Origin of the sequence: Trinickia violacea (assembly GCF_005280735.1) — a bacterium.
Taxonomy (GTDB): domain Bacteria; phylum Pseudomonadota; class Gammaproteobacteria; order Burkholderiales; family Burkholderiaceae; genus Trinickia_A; species Trinickia_A violacea.
In genome coordinates, this window is record NZ_CP040078.1 from 2,930,779 (window position 1) to 2,949,541 (window position 18,763).

General features: G+C 61.8%; 20 protein-coding genes. 4 read left to right on the forward strand and 16 right to left on the reverse strand.

Annotated elements, in window-relative coordinates; translation table 11 throughout:
* Positions 1-12: 12 nt before the first annotated feature.
* Genes FAZ95_RS35225 through FAZ95_RS35240 form a run of 4 tightly spaced genes read right to left on the reverse strand, consistent with a single transcriptional unit; the run spans position 13 to position 3,988 of the window.
* Entirely contained in the window at positions 13-1,044 is a 1,032-nt protein-coding gene (locus FAZ95_RS35225) for an ABC transporter substrate-binding protein (protein ID WP_137336995.1), read from the reverse strand.
* A 52-nt stretch (positions 1,045-1,096) separates the two neighbouring features.
* Complete coding sequence (locus tag FAZ95_RS35230) at positions 1,097-1,930, reverse strand: ABC transporter ATP-binding protein (RefSeq protein WP_137336996.1); 834 nt, start codon at positions 1,928-1,930, stop codon at positions 1,097-1,099.
* Positions 1,924-2,970, reverse strand: coding sequence for an ABC transporter permease (locus FAZ95_RS35235; protein ID WP_137336997.1), 1,047 nt, complete (start codon positions 2,968-2,970; stop codon positions 1,924-1,926). Before FAZ95_RS35235 ends, FAZ95_RS35230 begins: the two co-directional genes overlap by 7 nt.
* Positions 2,971-2,995: 25 nt before the next feature.
* Positions 2,996-3,988: an ABC transporter substrate-binding protein gene (locus FAZ95_RS35240; protein WP_137336998.1), complete on the reverse strand. Its 993-nt coding sequence runs from the start codon at positions 3,986-3,988 to the stop codon at positions 2,996-2,998.
* Positions 3,989-4,399: 411 nt separating this feature from the next.
* Here FAZ95_RS35240 and ahpC point away from each other — a divergent pair, with 411 nt between their 5' ends.
* The 3 genes from ahpC (at position 4,400) to FAZ95_RS35255 (ending at position 7,044) form a co-directional block, all read left to right on the forward strand.
* Entirely contained in the window at positions 4,400-4,963 is a 564-nt protein-coding gene (gene ahpC, locus FAZ95_RS35245; protein ID WP_137336999.1) for an alkyl hydroperoxide reductase subunit C, read from the forward strand.
* A gap of 109 nt (positions 4,964-5,072) precedes the next feature.
* A complete protein-coding gene (ahpF, locus tag FAZ95_RS35250; protein ID WP_137337000.1) occupies positions 5,073-6,659 on the forward strand; it encodes an alkyl hydroperoxide reductase subunit F in 1,587 nt (528 codons plus the stop codon).
* Positions 6,660-6,843: 184 nt separating this feature from the next.
* Complete coding sequence (locus FAZ95_RS35255; protein WP_137337001.1) at positions 6,844-7,044, forward strand: oxidoreductase-like domain-containing protein; 201 nt, start codon at positions 6,844-6,846, stop codon at positions 7,042-7,044.
* A 5-nt stretch (positions 7,045-7,049) separates the two neighbouring features.
* Here the strand turns inward: FAZ95_RS35255 and FAZ95_RS35260 are convergent, their stop codons facing one another.
* The 10 genes from FAZ95_RS35260 to FAZ95_RS35305 form a co-directional block, all read right to left on the reverse strand.
* Positions 7,050-7,757 (reverse strand): GntR family transcriptional regulator, encoded by a 708-nt coding sequence (locus FAZ95_RS35260; protein WP_175425842.1) that lies wholly within the window; start codon positions 7,755-7,757, stop codon positions 7,050-7,052.
* Between the two features lie 74 nt (positions 7,758-7,831).
* On the reverse strand, positions 7,832-8,863 hold the full coding sequence (locus tag FAZ95_RS35265) for a proline racemase family protein (RefSeq protein WP_137337002.1): 1,032 nt from the start codon (positions 8,861-8,863) through the stop codon (positions 7,832-7,834).
* A gap of 12 nt (positions 8,864-8,875) precedes the next feature.
* Positions 8,876-10,357, reverse strand: coding sequence for an aldehyde dehydrogenase family protein (locus FAZ95_RS35270; protein ID WP_137337003.1), 1,482 nt, complete (start codon positions 10,355-10,357; stop codon positions 8,876-8,878).
* A 13-nt stretch (positions 10,358-10,370) separates the two neighbouring features.
* Complete coding sequence (locus FAZ95_RS35275; protein WP_137337753.1) at positions 10,371-11,624, reverse strand: NAD(P)/FAD-dependent oxidoreductase; 1,254 nt, start codon at positions 11,622-11,624, stop codon at positions 10,371-10,373.
* A gap of 35 nt (positions 11,625-11,659) precedes the next feature.
* The gene (locus FAZ95_RS35280; protein WP_137337004.1) at positions 11,660-12,676 is read right to left on the reverse strand and encodes a 4-hydroxyproline epimerase; all 1,017 of its coding nucleotides are present in this window, start codon (positions 12,674-12,676) and stop codon (positions 11,660-11,662) included.
* A 55-nt stretch (positions 12,677-12,731) separates the two neighbouring features.
* Entirely contained in the window at positions 12,732-13,610 is an 879-nt protein-coding gene (locus FAZ95_RS35285) for a dihydrodipicolinate synthase family protein (protein WP_137337005.1), read from the reverse strand.
* A gap of 34 nt (positions 13,611-13,644) precedes the next feature.
* Complete coding sequence (locus FAZ95_RS35290; RefSeq protein WP_137337006.1) at positions 13,645-14,310, reverse strand: amino acid ABC transporter permease; 666 nt, start codon at positions 14,308-14,310, stop codon at positions 13,645-13,647.
* A gap of 10 nt (positions 14,311-14,320) precedes the next feature.
* On the reverse strand, positions 14,321-15,058 hold the full coding sequence (locus tag FAZ95_RS35295) for an amino acid ABC transporter permease (protein WP_254700121.1): 738 nt from the start codon (positions 15,056-15,058) through the stop codon (positions 14,321-14,323).
* The gene (locus FAZ95_RS35300; RefSeq protein WP_137337007.1) at positions 15,001-15,834 is read right to left on the reverse strand and encodes an amino acid ABC transporter ATP-binding protein; all 834 of its coding nucleotides are present in this window, start codon (positions 15,832-15,834) and stop codon (positions 15,001-15,003) included. Before FAZ95_RS35300 ends, FAZ95_RS35295 begins: the two co-directional genes overlap by 58 nt.
* Before the next feature lie 51 nt (positions 15,835-15,885).
* Positions 15,886-16,677 (reverse strand): transporter substrate-binding domain-containing protein, encoded by a 792-nt coding sequence (locus tag FAZ95_RS35305; RefSeq protein ID WP_254700122.1) that lies wholly within the window; start codon positions 16,675-16,677, stop codon positions 15,886-15,888.
* A gap of 329 nt (positions 16,678-17,006) precedes the next feature.
* On the opposite strand from FAZ95_RS35305, the gene FAZ95_RS35310 reads away from it, so the two are divergent.
* On the forward strand, positions 17,007-17,360 hold the full coding sequence (locus FAZ95_RS35310) for a hypothetical protein (RefSeq protein WP_137337009.1): 354 nt from the start codon (positions 17,007-17,009) through the stop codon (positions 17,358-17,360).
* 22 nt (positions 17,361-17,382) lie between these two features.
* Here the strand turns inward: FAZ95_RS35310 and FAZ95_RS35315 are convergent, their stop codons facing one another.
* Positions 17,383-17,961 (reverse strand): pyridoxamine 5'-phosphate oxidase family protein, encoded by a 579-nt coding sequence (locus FAZ95_RS35315; RefSeq protein ID WP_137337755.1) that lies wholly within the window; start codon positions 17,959-17,961, stop codon positions 17,383-17,385.
* A 36-nt stretch (positions 17,962-17,997) separates the two neighbouring features.
* The gene (locus tag FAZ95_RS35320; protein ID WP_137337756.1) at positions 17,998-18,702 is read right to left on the reverse strand and encodes an SDR family oxidoreductase; all 705 of its coding nucleotides are present in this window, start codon (positions 18,700-18,702) and stop codon (positions 17,998-18,000) included.
* Between the last annotated feature and the right edge of the window lie 61 nt (positions 18,703-18,763).

Genomic DNA, 18,763 nt, shown 5'->3' on the forward strand with positions numbered 1-18,763 from the left:
GGCAAGCGCCGCTCAAACCAGCACATCCGCAAACACCCGCGCGGCAAACCGATCCGAACTCGTCCCTTCATTCAACACGCCGACCGATTTCAGATCGTCGGCATACAGCGCGATTTCCTTGAACGCGTCGCCCACTGGGTGATGGCGGTCCGTATGGCTTTTGAGCATCGCGGTCAGTTGCTCCACATTCGCCCCCGGCGCATTCGGCGCGAAGATCGCAGCGGCTTCGGCCGGGTGATCCGCGGTCCACTCGGTGGCTTCGAGCAGCGCTTGCGTCAGCGCCTGCGCAGTCGCGCGGTCCTTACGGACGAGCGAGCCGCGCACACCCAATACGCAGCACACGCGGTTGGCGTACTCGCCGCACAAGTTGTTCGACACTTCTTGCAAATGGTCCGTCTCGCGCAGCGTCCAGATGGTCGGATCGCCATCGGCGATCGCGTGCACTTCGCCCTTTTTCAGCGCTTCGCCCAAGAGCGGCGCCGGATATTGCCGCCAGCGGACCTCGTTGTCGGGATCGACACCGATCTTCTTCAGCGAGATCGCGAAGAAATTCTTCGCCGGGCTTGCCATGTCGCTCACGCCCACCGTGCGGCCCTTGAGTCCTTGCAGATCGACGATGCCCGAGGCCCGCGTCGCGAGCAGCCGCATGCAGCCGCCGTGGATGCCCGCCGTCAGCTTGACGTCGAAGCCCTGTTCCAGCGGCTTGATCCAGCGCAGCGCCATGCCGACACCCGCGTCCGATTTGCCCGTCGCGATGGCTTCGAGCAGCTGATCGGTCGAGCCCGCGAAGTTGACGAGTTCGACCTCCAGACCGTGCTTGCGAAAAAAACCCTGCTTGACGGCGACCGGGACGGGTGCGGTGCAGATCGCGCCCGCGTTCCACGAGAGCTTGAGCGGCTTCAACCCCTCGTCCGCGGACGCGCGCACGGCGGGCAACCCGAACGCGGCGCCGGAAAGCGCCACCGCGCCCGCCGCCCGTGCCGTGTTGCGCAGCCACGCGCGGCGCGCGAGGTTCGAAGGTGTGTTCTCGTCAAAGAGAGTCATGACGTTGCTTCCCCAATGTGTGATGGGATCTTTTTTCGCGCCGCTGCCTTTGCTACGTATCGAGGCCCAACATCCCCAAGACCTCGCGGCGCAACGATACGAGTGCCGGGTCGTCGCGATGACGCGGATACGGCGCGTCGTTGCGGACCTGCGCCACGATGCGCGCCGGCCGCTCGCTCAGAACGATGACGCGGTTCGCGACAACCAGCGCTTCTTCCACGTCATGCGTGACGAACAGCACCGAAAAGCCTTCTGCCTGCCACAAGCGGACGAGCTCGCCCTGCATGCGGATGCGCGTGAGCGAATCGAGCTTGCCGAAGGGCTCATCGAGCAGGAGCAGGTGCGGATCGTTGACGAGCGCGCGCGCCAGCGCCGCGCGTTGCGCCATGCCGCCCGAGAGCTGATGCGGAAAAGCGTTCGCGAATGTTGCGAGGCCAACCAGTTCGAGCGCTGCATCGATACGCTCGCCGGCGTCGTGCCGCGCGCCGCCGACAAGCGCCTTGCGTTTCGCACGCTGCGCCTGCGGCCCTAGCGCGACGTTGTCACGCACGGTGCGCCACGGGAACAGCGTCGGGTCCTGGAATACGACGACGCGCGAGGGGTCCGGGCCCATGACCCGTTCGCCGTCCGCATGTATCGAACCGCGCTCGGGCGCATCGAGGCCCGCGACGAGACGCAGCAAGGTCGATTTCCCGCACCCGCTCGCGCCGAGTAGCGCGACGAACTCGCCCGGCTCGATGGTGAGGCTGAGATCGTCGAGCACGGGCAGCACGTCGCCGCGCAGTGCGAACCGATGACTGACGTTGCGGATATCCATGCGAGCGCCCTGCCGCTTTCGAGGGGGCGCGGAATGGACGTGAGAAGGGGCGAGCGAAGCGGCTACCATTTGAGCAATCCTTTTTGCCAAGCGAGCACACGGTCGCGCACGCGGAACAGCAGCGTGATGAGCCCGGAGCACATCAGCGCCATCACGAGCAGCGCCGCGTACATGTTCGGATACGCCGCCCAGCCTTGCGCCCATTGCAGATACCAGCCGAGGCCCGCTTTCACGCCCATCATCTCGGCCACGATCAGCACCGCAAACGAGGCGCCGAGCCCCATGAAAAGTCCCACGAACACGGAAGGCAATGCAGCGGGAATCGCGACGCGCAGAATCAGGAACGTGGGCCGCGCGCCGAGTGTGCGGGCCACGTCGTAGTAGGCCGAATTCACGCTCGCGACGCCCGACCACGTGAGCACGGCAACCGGGAACGCGGTCGCGAGCGCGGTCAAGAACACGCTTGCGCTGAAGCTCGACGGAAAGAAGAAGAACGCGAGCGGCAGCCACGCGGTGGCAGGCAACGGGCCGATCAGACGCAACACGGGATGCAGCCAATAGCCGACCGCTTTCGACCAACCGATGCTGACGCCAATCACGAAGCCTGCGAGCGCGCCCGCGACGTAGCCATAGGCGAGCAACACGAACGAATGCAGGACGCTCGACGCGAGCCTCGGCAGATCGTCGGCGAACACGGCGATCAACGCTTGCGGCGGCGCGAAGAACGGCCGCGGCAGCCATTCGAGTTGCGCGGTGACGACCTCCCACGTGGTCAGCCCCAGCGACAGTGCAAGCAGCCACGGCGTCGCGTTCAGCCAGGCTCCGAGACTCAAACGGCCCGGCTGCGTCCGCACCTTTGCCGATGCACCAGAACGCCAAGCAACGACAGCGATGGCCAGCGACAGCGCGGCAAGCAACAGCTTGACGATCAGCAGCTCGCGCGTGTGGGGCCAGTCGTCGAGCGCCGGCCACCATTGCGTCACGGCCGCGCCGCCAAGCCATCCAAAGACGGCCAGCACTGCGACGACTCGCTTGCCGCTCGCGCGCGAAACGGGTGTGTCGTCCGCGGGGAAACGGGCGACGTCGAGAGTCTGAGTTTGCGTAGACATGGTGATGCGTTCCGTCAAAGCGAGGTCATGCGGCACCGGCAATGCGAGTGTCCGAAATCGCGCGCACATCGATGCGGCGCGGCAGGATCGCATCGCGATACGCGCGGTCGGCCACTTTCTGCAGCGCCTCGATATCGGCGTCGTTGACGAAGCGCTGCTTTAGCGACGCGCGCTTCGTGATTTGCCTCGCGGCGTCGAGCGGCGAGCGCGTGAGCGTCGCGTAGATCTGCGCGTAGGCGTCGGGATTCGCGAGTGCCCAGTCGCCCGCGCGCTGATAGCGAACGAGGACGTCGGCGATGGCCGCGCGTTTCTTCGCGTCTGCCAGCGCCTCGCCCGACGCGGTGATGAAGCCGAGCCCGCTGTTGATGCCGGTGCCGTCGCGCAGAATCCGCGCTCCATGCTGCACGGCGATGCCGTAGTACGGATCGAAAGTCGCCCACACCTCGATCGCACCGGATTCAAACGCGGCAAAGGCATCGACGGGCAGGATGAAGCGCACCGACACGTCGTCTTTCGTGAGCCCCGCTTCCGCGAGCGCGCCGTACAACTGGAACTGCGAAATGCTGCCGCGCGCCGACGAAACGTGAACCGTGCGCCCTTTCAGATCGGCAACGGTGCGGATCGTCGAGCGGGGGCCGACGAGAATGCCGAGCTGCGCGCCCGAACCGACGCGCGTCGCGACGATCTTCAGCGTCGGGTCGCCGACGGCCGCCGCGAGAACCGGCAGGTCGCCCGCCGGCGCAAGATCGACGGAGCCCGCGCGCTGCGCTTCGAAAAGCGGCGCCGCGCCCTGGAAGTTGGCCCAGCGGTAGGCGTACGGTGCGCCGTCCAGCGCCTTGGCGGCTTCGACGAGCGCCCGGGTGCCGCCGGCCTGATCGCCGAGCACCAGCGTCAAGCTGTCGGCGGCGCTTGCGCGGCGCACACCCGAGGCGAAAGCGGTCGCGGCCAGCGGCGCCGCCGCGAGCGCGCGCAGCACGCGCCGTCGCACGAATAAAGACGTTGAAACAGAAGCGGTCATAGGTCCTCGCCGTCGATAGTGAGCACAGCGTAACGACGAAGGACCGGCGTGAGAATTATTCTATTTTTATATGTTTATCTCGATCCAATATTTACCGTTTGCATGTTTTGGCGTGTGGGTAAAATCGGAGTCGGCCGTGCGTGCCGGTCACCTTCGCCGGCCGCCCCCCCGACGAAAGAGGCGGTCCGCTCGTGCCTCCCGTCAACCCGGCGTATCTGACCGGCTGCTGGAGTCGCCGGACGCCTGATCGCCCCGCCTGATTGCCCCCTTCCCCCGCGACACTATGACCTAAGTAAATTTTTTCTATCGCCCAGATAGACACTATCGATTTGCAAAAACGATAGCGTTCCTTCAGTATAGAGCCTGGTTACACGCCAACCGTTCTATCCACCCACTGCTGAAGGAAACTCTATGTCGCTCATCAACACCCAAGTCCAACCGTTCAAAGCACAAGCATTCCACAACGGCAAGTTCGTGGAAGTCACCGAGCAGTCGCTCTTGGGCCGGTGGTCGGTCGTGATCTTCATGCCGGCTGCCTTCACTTTCAACTGCCCGACCGAAGTCGAGGACGCAGCAGAAAACTACGCCGAGTTCCAAAAGGCCGAGGCGGAAGTCTACATCGTCACGACCGACACGCATTTCTCGCACAAGGTGTGGCACGAAACGTCGGAAGCCGTGGGCAAGGCGAAGTTCCCGCTGGTCGGCGACCCGACGCACCAGCTGACCAACGCGTTCGGCGTGCACATCCCGGAAGAAGGCCTGGCGCTGCGCGGTACCTTCATCATCAACCCGGAAGGCCAGATCAAGACGCTGGAAGTGCATGACAACGCGATCGCTCGCGACGTCTCGGAAACGCTGCGCAAGCTGAAGGCCGCGCAATTCGTCGCCAAGAACCCTGGCCAAGTCTGCCCGGCCAAGTGGAAGGAAGGCGCGAAGACGCTGACCCCGTCGCTCGACCTGGTCGGCAAGATCTAAGGCTCTCCCGAGTCTGCATCGTCAGTCATTGATTTGACGAACCGGCCGGGGTCCTCCCGGCCGGCACCGAAACACCACGTTCGTAACCTCTCAAGCATCGGGGATCATCATGTTGGACGACAACCTCAAAGCCCAGTTGGAAGCCTATCTGCAACGCGTGAACCAGCCGTTCGAAATCGTGGCATCGCTGGACGAGCAGCCGAGCTCGCGCGAGCTCGAGACGCTGCTGCAGGCCATCGGCGGGCTGTCGGACAAGATCACCGTGCGCACCGACGGCAACGACGCACGCAAGCCGTCGTTCAGCTTGAGCCCGGTGGGCGGCAAGCAAAGCCTGCGCTTTGCGGCTATCCCGCTCGGCCACGAATTCACCTCGCTCGTACTCGCGCTCCTCTGGACCGGCGGCCATCCGCCCAAGGTCGAGCCCGAGCTGATCGAGCAAATCAAGGCACTCGACGGCGACTATCGCTTCGAGGTCTACATGTCGCTGTCCTGCCATAACTGCCCGGACGTGGTGCAAGCGCTGAGCCTGATGGCCGTGCTGAATCCGCGCGTGCAGACCGTGGTGATCGACGGCGCGCTGTTCCAGAGCGAAGTCGACGAGCGCCAGATCATGGCCGTGCCGAGCGTGTATCTCAACGGCGAGATGTTTGGCGCCGGACGCATGGACCTCGCGGAAATCGTCGCCAAGCTCGACACGGGCTCCGCCGAGCGCGAAGCGGCCAAGCTCGACGCCAAGGACGCTTTCGACGTGCTGATCGTCGGCGGCGGCCCCGCCGGATCGGCGGCTGCGGTCTACGCGGCGCGCAAGGGCATCGACACCGGCATCGCCGTCGAGCGCATGGGCGGCCAGGTCAACGATACGTTGTCGATCGAGAACTACATCTCGGTGCTCGAGACCGACGGCCCGAAATTCGGCGCGGCGCTCGAAGCGCAAGTGCGCCACTACGGCGTCGACATCATGTCGCAACAGCGCGCCGTCGAGCTGATTCCGGCCGCGCAGCCGGGCGGCCTGGTCGGCGTACGGATGGAAAACGGCGGCGTGCTGCAGAGCCGCAGCGTCATCCTCTCGACCGGTGCGCGCTGGCGCAACGTCAACGTGCCGGGCGAGCAGGAATACAAGAACAAGGGCGTGGCCTACTGCCCGCATTGCGACGGCCCGCTCTTCAAGGGCAAGCACGTCGCAGTGATCGGCGGCGGCAACTCGGGCGTCGAAGCGGCGATCGATCTGGCGGGCGTCGTGGCGCACGTCACGCTGATCGAGTTCGCCGACCAGCTCAAGGCCGACGCGGTTCTCGTGGCGAAGCTCAACAGCCTGCCCAACGTGACCGTGAACGTGAACGCGCAAACCACCGAGATCACGGGCGACGGCAACAAGGTCGATGGCCTGCGCTTCAAGGACCGCGTGAGCGGCGCGGAACACACGGTCGCGCTCGAAGGCGTGTTCGTGCAGATCGGCCTGGTGCCGAACACCGAGTGGCTCAAGGGCACGGTGGAGCTGAGCCGGTTCGGCGAGATCGTCGTCGATGCCAAGGGGCACACGAACGTGCCGGGTGTCTTTGGCGCGGGCGACTGCACGACCGTGCCGTACAAGCAGATCGTGATCGCGGCGGGCGACGGCGCGAAGGCGGCGTTGAGCGCGTTCGATTACCTGATTCGCACGCCTTTGGTCGAAGAGACGGCTGCGATCGAGGCATGATGCGCCATCACTGATGGCCGCGTAATCCGCGGGCACGTGGTATTTCCCGCGGAATGCGCCAACCCGGGACCTGAGATCCTCGCACGAGAGGCTCAGGTCCTTTGTCATTTCAGGCGTGGGAAGCAAGGGCGCGGATCGTGGCGATCAACCTATACTGACCACTCCATGTCTTGCGGATGTCACCGTGTCAAAAACGCTCCATTCGGATCCATCGCTCGACGACCCTCGTCCGACACCGCCGCAACAACCGGATCTGGACGATTGCTGCCATAGCGGCTGCTCACCCTGTGTGTTCGATTTGTATGACGAGGCGCTGGAACGCTATGAAGCGGCGCTTGCTGCTTGGGAAGCGCGGCAAGCGGGAAAAAAGAAAGGGCGTCGATAAACGGCTCACAGAATCGCCATCGATTCCGTCATGTTCTGCCGCATGTAATCGAGGAAACGCTTCTGGAACAGCATGGTGTGCTCGTGGGCTGCTTTTTCTGCCGCATCGCCGTCTTTACGCGCGATCGCGTCAATCAACTCCTCATGGTCACGTCCCAGCTTCCCTGCCGTGGGCGAGCTGACCGTGAAATCAAAATGCAGATGCAGCAACCGCTGCCCTTCACCGAGAAGCCGCTCGTAATAGCCGACGAAGTAGGGATTGTTCGCCGCGTGCGCAATGGCCATGTGCAGCGCTTTGTTCGTTTCGGACATCGCCTGGAAGTCGCCGCTTTCGACCGCCCGCATGTAAACGTCATCCGCTTTGCGGATGCGCGCGAGGTCGGCGTCCGTGCGATGCAAGGCGGCCAGCCGGGTCACCGCGCGCTGGATGAGGTCCAACGCCGAAATGTACTTCGGGAATTCGGCGATTTCGAACGGCGTGACGAGCGTCGTCCGGTTCGGAAGTATGGTCACCAGCCCTTCGCTGATCAACCGCGCGAGAGCATCGCGAACCGGGGAGCGAGAAAGACCGAACTGTGCCGCGAGCGACACTTCGTCTAATGGGGCCCCGGGTCTGAGTTGCAGCGTCAAAATCTGCTTTCGCAACTCCTCATAGATGTACCGTCCGCCATGTCGACGGCCGTTGGACTCAGTCTCCGTCGTGCCTTTGTTCATCGTTTCACCACCATCGTCGTGGGCCCGAAAAGACGGGCGCGCGTTCAAGTTTAGCATCGCGCGTACCACGCCTCTTAGGCTTTCGGAAAGCCCGAGCCCCACGTATCGCTCAGCATGAAGCCCGCTGCCAGCGGGTCGTCCGGGTCGACGCCGATTTGCTGAAAACCGTAGACCCACGCCCGCCCCTGAACACGCGGAAGCACCGCCGGCTTTCCTCCCACGTAGGTCTTGCCAAGCAGCTCGACGTTGAACTCCCCGCCTATCGTCGAGCGCGATTTCAGCCGGCTGCCAACGTCCGCCAAGCCCCGAGCAGCCAGCGTCGCCAGATTGGCCGAGCTTCCTGTTCCGCACGGCGACCTGTCGACCCGGCCGGGAGGCAGTGTCGTGCACGTTTGATACAGCTCGTCGCTGATGCGATGACGAAACATCACATAGGCGACTTCGTTGATCTGCGGGTAAAGAGGATGCTGTATCCGAATCTGCCGATTGATGATGTCCTTCAGCGCAACGCCAAGCTCAGCCAGTTCGCGGGCGTTCTCGGGGGCAATGGCCAATCCCGCTTGCTCGACGTCGACAAGCGCGTAATAAACACCGCCGAACGCGATGTCCGCTTTGATTTTTCCGAGCTGCGGCGTATCGAAGCTGAAGTCCAGCTGCTCGACAAACGCGGGAACCATGTCGAGCGAGACCCCCGTGCAGCGCCCGTCCTTGCATGTTGCGCGAGCGGTGACGAGGCCCGCCGGCGTGTCGAGGACCACGGTCGTTTCGGGCTCTTGCATCTCCACCATGCCGAGCTCGAGCAGCGCGGTGACGACGCAGATGGCGTTGCTCCCGGACATCGGATGCGCCTTGTCCGCCTGCAGCACGATGAACCCGGCATGCGCCTCCGGGCGAGTCGGCGGCAGCAGAAGATTGACCGACATCTGGAGGCAGCCTCGCGGCTCGAGCACGACCAGCCTGCGCAGACTGTCGTCGACCTCGTTGATGTAGTTCATCTTGTCGAGCATCGTTTCACCGGGGATGCCGACCACGCCTCCCGTGATAACTTTGCCGATCTCGCCTTCGCAATGGACGTCGACGAGTTGAAGTGTTTTCTTCCAGCGCATGAATGCCCCACGTTACTTGATGTACCAGCCCCACGGCTTGTCGCTGTCATACCGCGTGATCTGCTTCGTTTCGAGGTAGTTGTTCAGGCCCCACTCGCCGAGTTCGCGGCCGATGCCGCTTTGCTTGTAACCGCCCCACGGCGCTTCGGTAAAGGTAGGCTGGCTGCAGTTGATCCAGACGATGCCGGCGCGCAGCGCTCGCGCCACACGCTCGCATCGCTCCGTATCGCGCGACATCACGGCTGCGGCAAGACCAAAGCGCGAGTCGTTTGCGGATCGTACCGCTTCGAGTTCATCGTCGAACGGTCGAATGCATACGACAGGTCCGAATATCTCCTCCTGCCACACCCAGCTATCTTCGGGGACGTCCGCAAAAACGACGGGCTCCATGAAGTAGCCCTTGTCGAGATGCGACGGCCGCCCGCCACCCGTTACCAGCCGAGCGCCTTCTTCCTTGCCGCGCACTACCGCTTCGAGCACTTTCTCGTACTGTCCCTGGCTGACGAGAGGTCCGAGCAGCACGCCTTCTTCAAGACCGTTGCCGATGGTGATGTTGCGTGTTTCCTCTTCGAGCCGCTGTAGCAGACGATCGTAGATGCCGCGTTGCACGAGAACCCGGGACGTTGCCGAGCAAACCTCGCCCTGGTTCCAGAAGATTCCGAACATGATCCACTCGACGGCCGCATCGATATCGCTGTCGTCAAAGACAATGAACGGCGACTTGCCGCCGAGTTCCAGGCTCACGTTTTTGATGTCGCGCGCCGCGGCCTGCATGATTCGGCTGCCGGTTGGGACGCTGCCCGTGAACGCCAGTTTGTCGATGCCGGGATGCTCGCTCAACGGCGCTCCGGCTTCTTTGCCAAGACCGGTTACGACATTCAGCACGCCGGGTGGAAGATCCGCGGCCGTAGTGATGTCCGCCAGTTCCAGCGCAGTCAGCGGAGTCAGCTCCGAGGGCTTCAAAACCATCGTACAACCGGCCGCCAATGCAGGCGCGACCTTCCATGCGGCCATCAGCATCGGAAAATTCCACGGGATGATGGCCCCGGCGACACCAATGGGCTCCTTGCGCGCGATCGAGCGGAAGCGGTCGTCCGAAAGCGCGATTGTCGTTTCTGCGTTCTCGTCGAGCTTCTCGGCGAGACCCGCATAGAACTCGAAACAACCTGCCGCATCGCCCAAATCCCAAAGCGCTTCGGGAAGCGGCTTGCCGTTGTCGCGAACTTCGACTTCAGCGAGTTCCTGGAGACGATCGCGAATGCCCTTGCCGATTCTGCGAAGAACAACCGCGCGCTGCGCACCGCTCATACGTGGCCATGGCCCCTCGTCAAAAGCCTTGCGAGCGGCCTTGACCGCAAGGTCGATGTCTTCCGACGTTGCGGCAGCGACCTTCGCAAGCACTTTCTCGTTGCTCGGGTCGACTGATTCGAAGGTTCCGCCTTTGATGGGAGCAACCCACTGGCCATTGATATACAAATGCTCGTACGATTTCATGACGTTGGTCTCTTCAGGAGAAGCGGTACGCGCTAAAGGGCGTGAGGTTCTGTTTTACTGGACGACCGGCAACCATATCGGCAATGAGACGTCCGGTCGTGGCGCCCAGCGTGAGACCGAGCTGTCCGTGGCCAAATGCCATGAAGACATTCTGCAGACGGCGCGAGCGATCGATGATGGGCTTTGTGTCCGGCAGGAACGGACGGTAGCCGACGCCATACTCGACAGCGTCCGTTCTGAGCTCCGGCAATACCCGCTTGGCCTTTTCAAGAATGATGTCGGCGCGCTTGAAGTTAGGCTTCGCGTCACGCCCGGCGAACTCGATCGTCCCGCCAATCTGAAGGCCGCGCGTCATCGGAGTGAAGCAGAAGCCGCCGTCGGCATAGATGATGGAGTGGCGGAATTCGACGCCGGGATTCGGCAGTACCGCTTGGTACCCCGCGATTCCCTCCAAGGGCACGCTGACACCCAGCGCGTCGAAAAAGCGTCGGGAGCCCACACCCGCGGCGACGACCACGCTGCCAGCCTGAACGCGCTCGCCGTTTGCCAGCGTCACACCGGTTGCTCGTCCATTCGACTCGTCGATGCGGGCAACCTCGGTCCGCACGCGCCGGCCACCTTGCGAAACGAAGCTCTCCGTCAGCGCGGCGATAAAACCTTCGGTATCGCTCACCGCACGCCAGTCGGGAAACAGCAAACCGTGAGCGAAGCGTCCCGCCAATGCGGGCTCCAAGTCGCCGATTTCTTTTGCGTTCAGCCGCTGCGACTTGAAACCGAGGGATGTGCGCAGGTCGAGATGCGGTTGCTCGTGAGCGATGCCGGCAGGGCTGTCGAACACTTCCAGAATCGGGCGTTCGCCCATCAAAGTCTTGTCTTCACAGGCATCCAGCAGAGGGGCAAAGTCGGCATAGACGTCATGTGTCAGGGTCGCCATCGCTTGAGCAATCTCGACGATTTTCGAACGACGCGCGCACATCAGGAAGCGGAAGAACCAGGGCAGGATGCCCGGCAACGCACTGGGGCGCAGCGCAAGCGGCCCCTTCTGATCCATCAACCAGCCGGGCACTTTCATCAAGATCCCAGGTTTCGACAGCGGGATGATTTCGCTCACCGCCATCTGCCCGCAGCTCCACTTTGCGGTGCTATTGCCGGGTGCCTCCGGGTCCACGAGCGTGACGGAATAGCCTGCGCGCTGGAGGTAGAGCGCGCAACACACGCCAACGATGCCGCCGCCTATGACGGCAGCGGTTTCCTGCGATGCAGGCATCGGATTGGCCGAGGAAAATGGATGAGGAACCGCGTTCACTTTGAAAACTCCTGCAGACCGAAGCCAAGCGCGTACGGCTCCGAGTCGTCGACGTAGTGCTCTGAGCGCGCGGTTATCCATGCGCGCCCCTCGATGCTAGGCAGCACTGCATCAAGACCGCTCTTCAGCTTGATCGTCGATTCGACTCGACCGATAAAGCAGCTACCGATAAGGCTTTGATGCGTAAAGGTACGCCCCTCTCGCAGAAGCCCTCTTGCATGACGCTGCGCCACGCGCGCCGACGTGCCGGTTCCGCAGGGAGAACGGTCGATCAGACTCTCGCCGGCAATCACGACTGCGCGCGCATCCGCGTCCTTCGAGACCGGTGCGCCCGTCCACATGCAGTGCTTCACGCCGCGAATCTTGGGGTGATCAGGGTGAACGACGTCGACCGTTTCGTTGACGAGGGCTTGCATCTGGCGCCCCCACTCGAGCAGTTCATCCGGCGTGAAATGCTCGCAGCCGGGAAAATTCGGCTGCACTTCGACTATCGGATAGAAGTTTCCGCCGTACGCAATATCGACAGCCAGCTTGCCGAACTTGGGATGCACCACCTCCACGTCTTGGTAGAGAAGGAAGCTCGGAACATTCGTAAAGCGGACAGATTTGACGCGGCTGCCGTCTGTTTCATAGCGAGCGGTGAGCCGCCCGGCAGGCACGTCGACGACAATCGTGCCGGGCAACTTCGGATGAACGAGACCCGCTTCGAGCGCGAACGAAATGGAGCCGATCGATGCATGTCCGCACATCGGCAAGCAGCCCGACGTCTCGATGAAGAGCAGGCTCATGTCCGACTCTGCGGTCAGCGGCGGATACAGGAGGGTCCCGGACATGTGCGAGTGGCCGCGGGGCTCGAGCATCAGAGAACGACGAATCCAGTCGTACCTTGCGACAAAATCTTCGCGACGCTCATTCATCGAGTCGCCCGCAAGCGCGGGCGCCCCGTCGACCACCATGCGCACCGGCATACCTTCCGTGTGGCCTTCGATACACCTGAAACTATGTCTCGTCATTCCCGAGGTCTCGTCGAAATCGCGCCGACGCGATGTTTCGGCCGGCGCGCGTGCTTCACACCTGCGCAGCTTCAAACACCGCCCTGAACGCTGCTTTCTCTTCGTCGGTCAGCGGCTTCAGCGGCATCCGTGCTGCGCCTACCTTGAAGCCAGCCAGTTCACAACCGTATTTCACCTTTTGCACGAACTTGCCGGCTTCCATGGTGGCCATGACTGGAAACAAGGAACGCATCACGCTCTGGGCACCCCGGATGTCGCCTGCGCTGAACTTGTTGTAGAAGTCGACAACCGGTTTCACAAAACAGTTCGCCGGTCCGCAAATCCAGCTCGTGGCGCCCCAGAGGAAGAAGTCGAGCGCCTGGTCATCGGAGCCGCAGGACAGCTGATAGCTGCCCTTGTACTTCTCGCCGATTTCGATGGCGCGCAGGAGATTGCCGCTGCTTTCCTTAATGCCGACAACCCGCGCGTTATCCTTGAACGCGTCGAGCACGCCGAAGCCGACTTCGACGTTGGTACGCACCGGATAGTTGTACAAAATCACATTGACGTCCGGCACTGCTTCGAGAATCGCTTCATAGTGGCCGACGAGCTCTTCCTGTGAAGGCAGCGCGTAGTACGGCGGCGCGATCAAAACGTTCGTGTAGCCGGCGTCGCGCACCAGGCGAGTCTGCTCGATCACTTCACGCGTGCACGAACCATTTGCCCCTGCAATGAGCAAACCGCGATCGCCGACCACTTCCCGAACGGTCTTCAGGATGGCGCGGCGCTCATCGTGCGTCAGCGCGTAATATTCGCCCGTCGAGCCCAGCGGCACGAACCCGCTGACGCCTGCCTCGAGCTGAAACTCGAGGATGGACGCAAGCGTGTCGTGATCGACCGCGCCGGACGCATTGAACGGCGTAACAAGCGCGGGCAAAATTCCTTTCATCTCCATGAGTGGTTCTCCACGTAACGATGGACTGGTTGGGTTAATAGGCAAAACGCCTGAGAAATCGCGTCTCGACCACGCCGACCAGACGCGTCAGCGGGAAAGCGACGAGGAAGTAAATCATCGCGACGGTTGTCAGAAATTCCACTGGCCGTGCCGTACTGTTCGAAATGTTCTGACCGACAAACATCAGGTCGGCAACGCCAACCGAGGAAATGAGCGCGCTCTCTTTGAAGAGGCTGACGATGTTTGACAGGAAAGGCGGAATTGCGCGCAGCAAGGCCTGCGGAAAAATCACGTAGAGAATCTTTGCCTGCGGCGAGAGGCTCAACGCGATGCAGGCATCGTGCTGCTCGGCGGAGATGGACTTCAGCGCGCCACGAAATGTCTCGCTGGTGATAGCCGCCATGTACAGCGTCAGTGAGATAACCACTGACAGGTAGGGCGGTATCGGAAGCCTGAACACCACCGGAAAGCAGAAGAAGACCCAGAACAACTGGATGAGCAACGGTGTCCCGCGGAAGAATTCGACGTAAAGCGTCGTCGCTGCTTTCATCCACCGCGAAGGGGACATCCGCAGCAGACTTAAAACGAATCCGGCAAGGCTTCCAATCACGGCACAGCTGCTCGTGAATGCGAGCGTGAGCCCCAAACCTTTGAGCAAGACCAGCCAATAGGGCAACACAGTCGAGAAATCGAGTTGCATGGTCTTCTCCTCAACGCTGGACCGCGAGGTCCTGCCGACGCTCGATCACATGAACGAGCCTTGCAATGGGCAGGGAAAGCGCAAAGTAAATTAGCGCGACCACCGTGTAGGTCTCGAGGGGCCGATACGCCTCGGTCGCGAGGCTCTTGCCGACATACATCAGGTCCGCCACCGCCACGATGGCTACCAGCGCGCTCTGCTGCAGACTTCCAATGCCGTTGGTCATAAGAACCGGCATCGCGCTTCGAAGCGCCTGCGGCAAAATCACATGGACGGTCCGCTGCCACGGCTTCAAGCCTAGGGCGACGCATGCATCGAGATGCTCTTTCGGAACGGCCTGCACGCCCGCGCGGTAAGCCTCCGCGTTGAATGCGGTCAGATTCAAGCCGAGGGCCAGCACGCCCATTACGATAGGGTCGATGAAGACATCGACCATCATCGGAATGCAGTAGAAGAACCAGACGATTTGCAGCAGCGCCGGCGTGCAACGGAAGAACTCGATAAACAACTGCGCCGGCCAGCGCACGATGATCCAACGGCTCATGGCCAGAAGGCACAGGAGAAAGCCGAGCACCAGCCCCATGATGTTGGATGCCACCGCAAGCTCGATGGTGACCTTGAGACCCGCGAGCAAAGCGCCAATGCTGCCCGCCAGAAAATTGAAATCGAAGTGGTAGTGCATGGCGGGCCTCAATCGAGATGCAGCACTTTCTCGAGGAATTCCCGAGTGCGCGCTTCCTTCGGGCACTTGAACATGTCGGCAGGCGCACCCTGCTCTACGATTTTTCCGCTTGCGCAAAAGACGACACGCGTCGCGATATCACGCGCGAAATGCATGTCGTGCGTCACGATGATCATGGCCATCTTCTGCTCGGCAAGCTGGAGCATCACGTTCTGCACTTCAATGACCATCTCGGGGTCCAAGGCCGAAGTGACTTCGTCGAACAACATCAGCTTCGGCTCGAGCATCAGGGCGCGCGCGATCGCAACCCGTTGCTTCTGGCCGCCGGAAAGCTGGCTCGGATACGCGTGAAGTTTGCTTTCGAGACCGAGTCGGGCAAGGTACACGCGTGCCCGCTCCGTCGCCTCCGCTTTGGAGATGCCGCCGACCTTGACGGGCGCCAGGATCAGATTGCTCAGCACGGAAAGATGAGGGAAGAGCGTGTAGTGCTGAAACACCATGCCGATCTGCTTTTGCAGCTTGGCGTCGATGCGTTTCGATCGACCCGAATCCGCGCCGTGGATATACGGCTTGCCCTGAAATCCTATCTGTCCGCCCTGGACTCCCTCCAAACCCATCATGACGCGCAAGAGCGAGCTCTTGCCGCTTCCGCTCGGGCCGATGATGACGAGGCGGTCGTCGGCGCGCATGTCGAGATTCATGTGGTCCATGACGACCAGGTTTTCGCCGTAGGACTTGTAGACGTCCCGGAACTGCACAAAGTCGCCGATGGTCGAGGGCGAAAAATCTGAAACCGTCGGCGGTACGTGAGATGGGGCAACCATGGTTTGCGGTGACAACATGAAATCTCTCCAGCGGAGCGCGCCCTGGAGGCGCGCGGCGTGTGAACCGAATTACTTGTTCGGCACGAGCATGGCCTGAACCGACGTCTTGATCAGACGGTTGACCGCGCCCGATTTGACTTGCTGATTGAGATACGCGTTGAGCACGTCGAGGTCGGCCTTGGACGTTTCTTTCCGGACGCCGAATGCGACTTCCTGTTGGGCGAGCGGCGGATTGGGCTGAATGGCGACAGCCCATTCCGGGTGTGCCTCCGTCAGCAGCATGTTGGTGATGTTCGCGTCCGCCAAGAGATCCGCTCGCTTGGACATGAGCGCCAGACGTGTCTCGTCGTTGCCCGGCAAGCGCATGATTTGAGCCTGCTTGATGACGGCCGAAATCGCTTTGTCCTGCGCGGTGCCCGACATCACGGCGATGGTCACGCCGGGCTTGTCGATATCGGCCAGGCTGCTTGCACCCTTGAGAACTTTGGGATTGTTTTTGTTGTAGACCAGCGAAACGTTGTAGTCGGTAGCAGGCGCGGAGAAGGCGATGGCCTTCTCACGCTCAGGCGTGTCGTTGAGCGCCATCGACAAGTCCCATTTGTCCGATTGCAGGCCGGCCACGATGTTGTCCCACGTCGTGTCGACGAATTCGACTTTCACCTTGAGAACGTTCTGCCCAAAGTTCCGGCAGAGGTCCGAAAAGAAGCCGCTGTATTCACCGGTCTTCGGGTCGCGCATGACATACGGGGGCGCGACCGCGGCGCCGCAGCGCAGCACTCCCGCCTTCTTCACGCTCTGCCAAGCGCTGGTGTCATCGGCGCGGGACGCCGCGCTGACCATCACGCAGCTGGCTGCGGCCAAACACAAAAGCGCCTGATGAGTGAAACGAGACAGCCGGACCATTTTGACCTCTCAAATAAGGGTAATCCCGAAGATGAAGCGCGATCACACCACACAACTCTGCGTTCTTCTATGTGTGCAGCGTTGTATGCATATTAAAAAGTCAAAACTTGGCCTGTCAACTAGGCGATTGCCCTAACCCTTCGGAAATTCGAATACGCATCCGTGCTGCGCACGCGTAGATGAACGACTAGGAGCGGTTCAGCAATTTGAGGGAACCCGAGGTGTACGACGCTTCAAAATCGACTACCCTGATTGAACTTCGCCGCACTTGCCTACCCGAAGCAACGATGAACAATCGCGATATCAACCAAATCCCCGACGGGCGCGCCGACCTGCTCTGTTTTCTGGTCGCAACGGCCGCTGCGTCTTACGCACTGACCCAAGAGTGGCGAGTGGACCACGTGGTGGCCAATGGCCGCGCGTGGCTCGCTCGGCATCTGGTGTCGATGGATTGGCTCGAGCGTGTGGAAATCGGCCAACTTGCGCTGAAAATTGCCGAAAGGGAACTGCTGACAGCAGGCATCGCCGTGCGGCTCTCCAGCGTTCAGGCACTCTTCACGGACGAAATGGGGCTCAACTATTCGAGCACCATGATTCAGAGAATGCTGAACCTCTGCAGGGAGCACGCCGAATCTCTGTAACCGGCGGGTGGTGGCGACGGACTCAGGGTGCCACCCAGCTTCCGTGCCAAATCCCGTTCTCGCGAACGAACTTTGCGCGAGCATGACCGTTTGGCGCCAGATCGAGATAGTCGAATCTGTTCACCTCAACAGTCACGAGGCAAAAGTTCTCAAGGCCAGCGTTCGGGTCGACGTTCCCTTGCTCGGCTGTCGCGTGCGCGTCTATCGGCGACTTGATGACCGTGCCAGGGACCAGCGGCGCGCGGTAGACAATTAACGTGCGAGGCCTGCTTGCGCTCCAGAAAGCGCTTCGCTCCTCCACGCTATCCACCACCCGCGCGACGCCTTCGGCACGGATCTGGATGCCCGCGTCCAGATCACAGCCAGTGAGCGCAATCCGGCTATCTTTCCTCAACTCCGAGACCTTTTCCGATCGCACGTCGGTATGGAAGGTCAATGAGGCTTCTTCTTGACTTACCCCCCTCAGCACGATCGTGCGCGCCTTCGGCGCCCCGTCCAGCCCCAACGTCGCCGCCTGGAGCATGGTGAAAGGCGAGCGCGTCGCTCCGGCATCTGCACCGGAACTCAGTAACGACCATATCCGGTCGAGTAGATCGGTCATTTCGCTCATAGACGGATATCGAACTCTGGGCGTGCTTTACAAGGCTCGCACGATGCCGCCGTCGACCCGAATATTCTGGCCGGTCATGTAGCCGGCGCCATCCGACAGCAGGAACGTCACCGTTTTAGCAATCTCCTGAGTCTTGCCAAACCGGCCGACCGGAATGCGCGCGACGATTTCAGGCGTCTCCGGCCAGCTGTCGATGAAGCCGGGCAGAACCGAGTTGATCCGGATGTTGTCCTTGGCGTAACGATCGGCATACAGGCGCGTAAATGCACTGAGTGCCGCGCGCAGCGCGGAAGAAACCGGCATGGCCTGCTCCGGCGCGTCTGCCGCGAAACTTGAAATATTGACGACCGCTCCGCCGCCCTGCTTCAGAAAAACCGGCGTGACACGACGTAGTACGCGAGCGACGTTCAGCACGATCAGATCCAGCCCTTCGTGCCATTGACTGTCCTCGATGGCAAGGAGATCGCCCTTGGGCGGATGGCCCGTATTGTTCACGACCGCATCGATACGGCCATACTTCGCGAGGGTTTCGGAAACCAAACGATCGATATCCGCCTCCTCGGTGACGGACCCCGCAATGCCGAATCCACCCAATTCCTCCGCCAGCTCGACAGCACTGCCCGATGGCGACATCAGCGCCACCCGATAGCCATTCGCCGCGAGATCCTTGGCGATCGCCGCCCCCATGCCCTTGCCAGCCGCCGTCACCAATGCCACTTTTTCTACAGTCATCCTGCTCTCCTTTAAGCTGCCGGCAGAGCGCCGCTTCGGGGCGTCTGCCGGCCTATCAAAG

Excerpts from the sequence above, each read along its gene's own strand:
- FAZ95_RS35225 (WP_137336995.1), bottom strand. The coding sequence starts at position 1,044 with ATGACTCTCTTTGACGAGAACACACCTTCGAACCTCGCGCGCCGCGCG.
- FAZ95_RS35230 (WP_137336996.1), bottom strand. The coding sequence starts at position 1,930 with ATGGTAGCCGCTTCGCTCGCCCCTTCTCACGTCCATTCCGCGCCCCCT.
- FAZ95_RS35235 (WP_137336997.1), bottom strand. The coding sequence starts at position 2,970 with ATGTCTACGCAAACTCAGACTCTCGACGTCGCCCGTTTCCCCGCGGAC.
- FAZ95_RS35240 (WP_137336998.1), bottom strand. The coding sequence starts at position 3,988 with ATGACCGCTTCTGTTTCAACGTCTTTATTCGTGCGACGGCGCGTGCTG.
- ahpC (WP_137336999.1), top strand. The coding sequence starts at position 4,400 with ATGTCGCTCATCAACACCCAAGTCCAACCGTTCAAAGCACAAGCATTC.
- ahpF (WP_137337000.1), top strand. The coding sequence starts at position 5,073 with ATGTTGGACGACAACCTCAAAGCCCAGTTGGAAGCCTATCTGCAACGC.
- FAZ95_RS35260 (WP_175425842.1), bottom strand. The coding sequence starts at position 7,757 with ATGAACAAAGGCACGACGGAGACTGAGTCCAACGGCCGTCGACATGGC.
- FAZ95_RS35265 (WP_137337002.1), bottom strand. The coding sequence starts at position 8,863 with ATGCGCTGGAAGAAAACACTTCAACTCGTCGACGTCCATTGCGAAGGC.
- FAZ95_RS35270 (WP_137337003.1), bottom strand. The coding sequence starts at position 10,357 with ATGAAATCGTACGAGCATTTGTATATCAATGGCCAGTGGGTTGCTCCC.
- FAZ95_RS35275 (WP_137337753.1), bottom strand. The coding sequence starts at position 11,624 with ATGCCTGCATCGCAGGAAACCGCTGCCGTCATAGGCGGCGGCATCGTT.
- FAZ95_RS35280 (WP_137337004.1), bottom strand. The coding sequence starts at position 12,676 with ATGACGAGACATAGTTTCAGGTGTATCGAAGGCCACACGGAAGGTATG.
- FAZ95_RS35285 (WP_137337005.1), bottom strand. The coding sequence starts at position 13,610 with ATGGAGATGAAAGGAATTTTGCCCGCGCTTGTTACGCCGTTCAATGCG.
- FAZ95_RS35290 (WP_137337006.1), bottom strand. The coding sequence starts at position 14,310 with ATGCAACTCGATTTCTCGACTGTGTTGCCCTATTGGCTGGTCTTGCTC.
- FAZ95_RS35300 (WP_137337007.1), bottom strand. The coding sequence starts at position 15,834 with ATGTTGTCACCGCAAACCATGGTTGCCCCATCTCACGTACCGCCGACG.
- FAZ95_RS35310 (WP_137337009.1), top strand. The coding sequence starts at position 17,007 with ATGAACAATCGCGATATCAACCAAATCCCCGACGGGCGCGCCGACCTG.
- FAZ95_RS35315 (WP_137337755.1), bottom strand. The coding sequence starts at position 17,961 with ATGACCGATCTACTCGACCGGATATGGTCGTTACTGAGTTCCGGTGCA.
- FAZ95_RS35320 (WP_137337756.1), bottom strand. The coding sequence starts at position 18,702 with ATGACTGTAGAAAAAGTGGCATTGGTGACGGCGGCTGGCAAGGGCATG.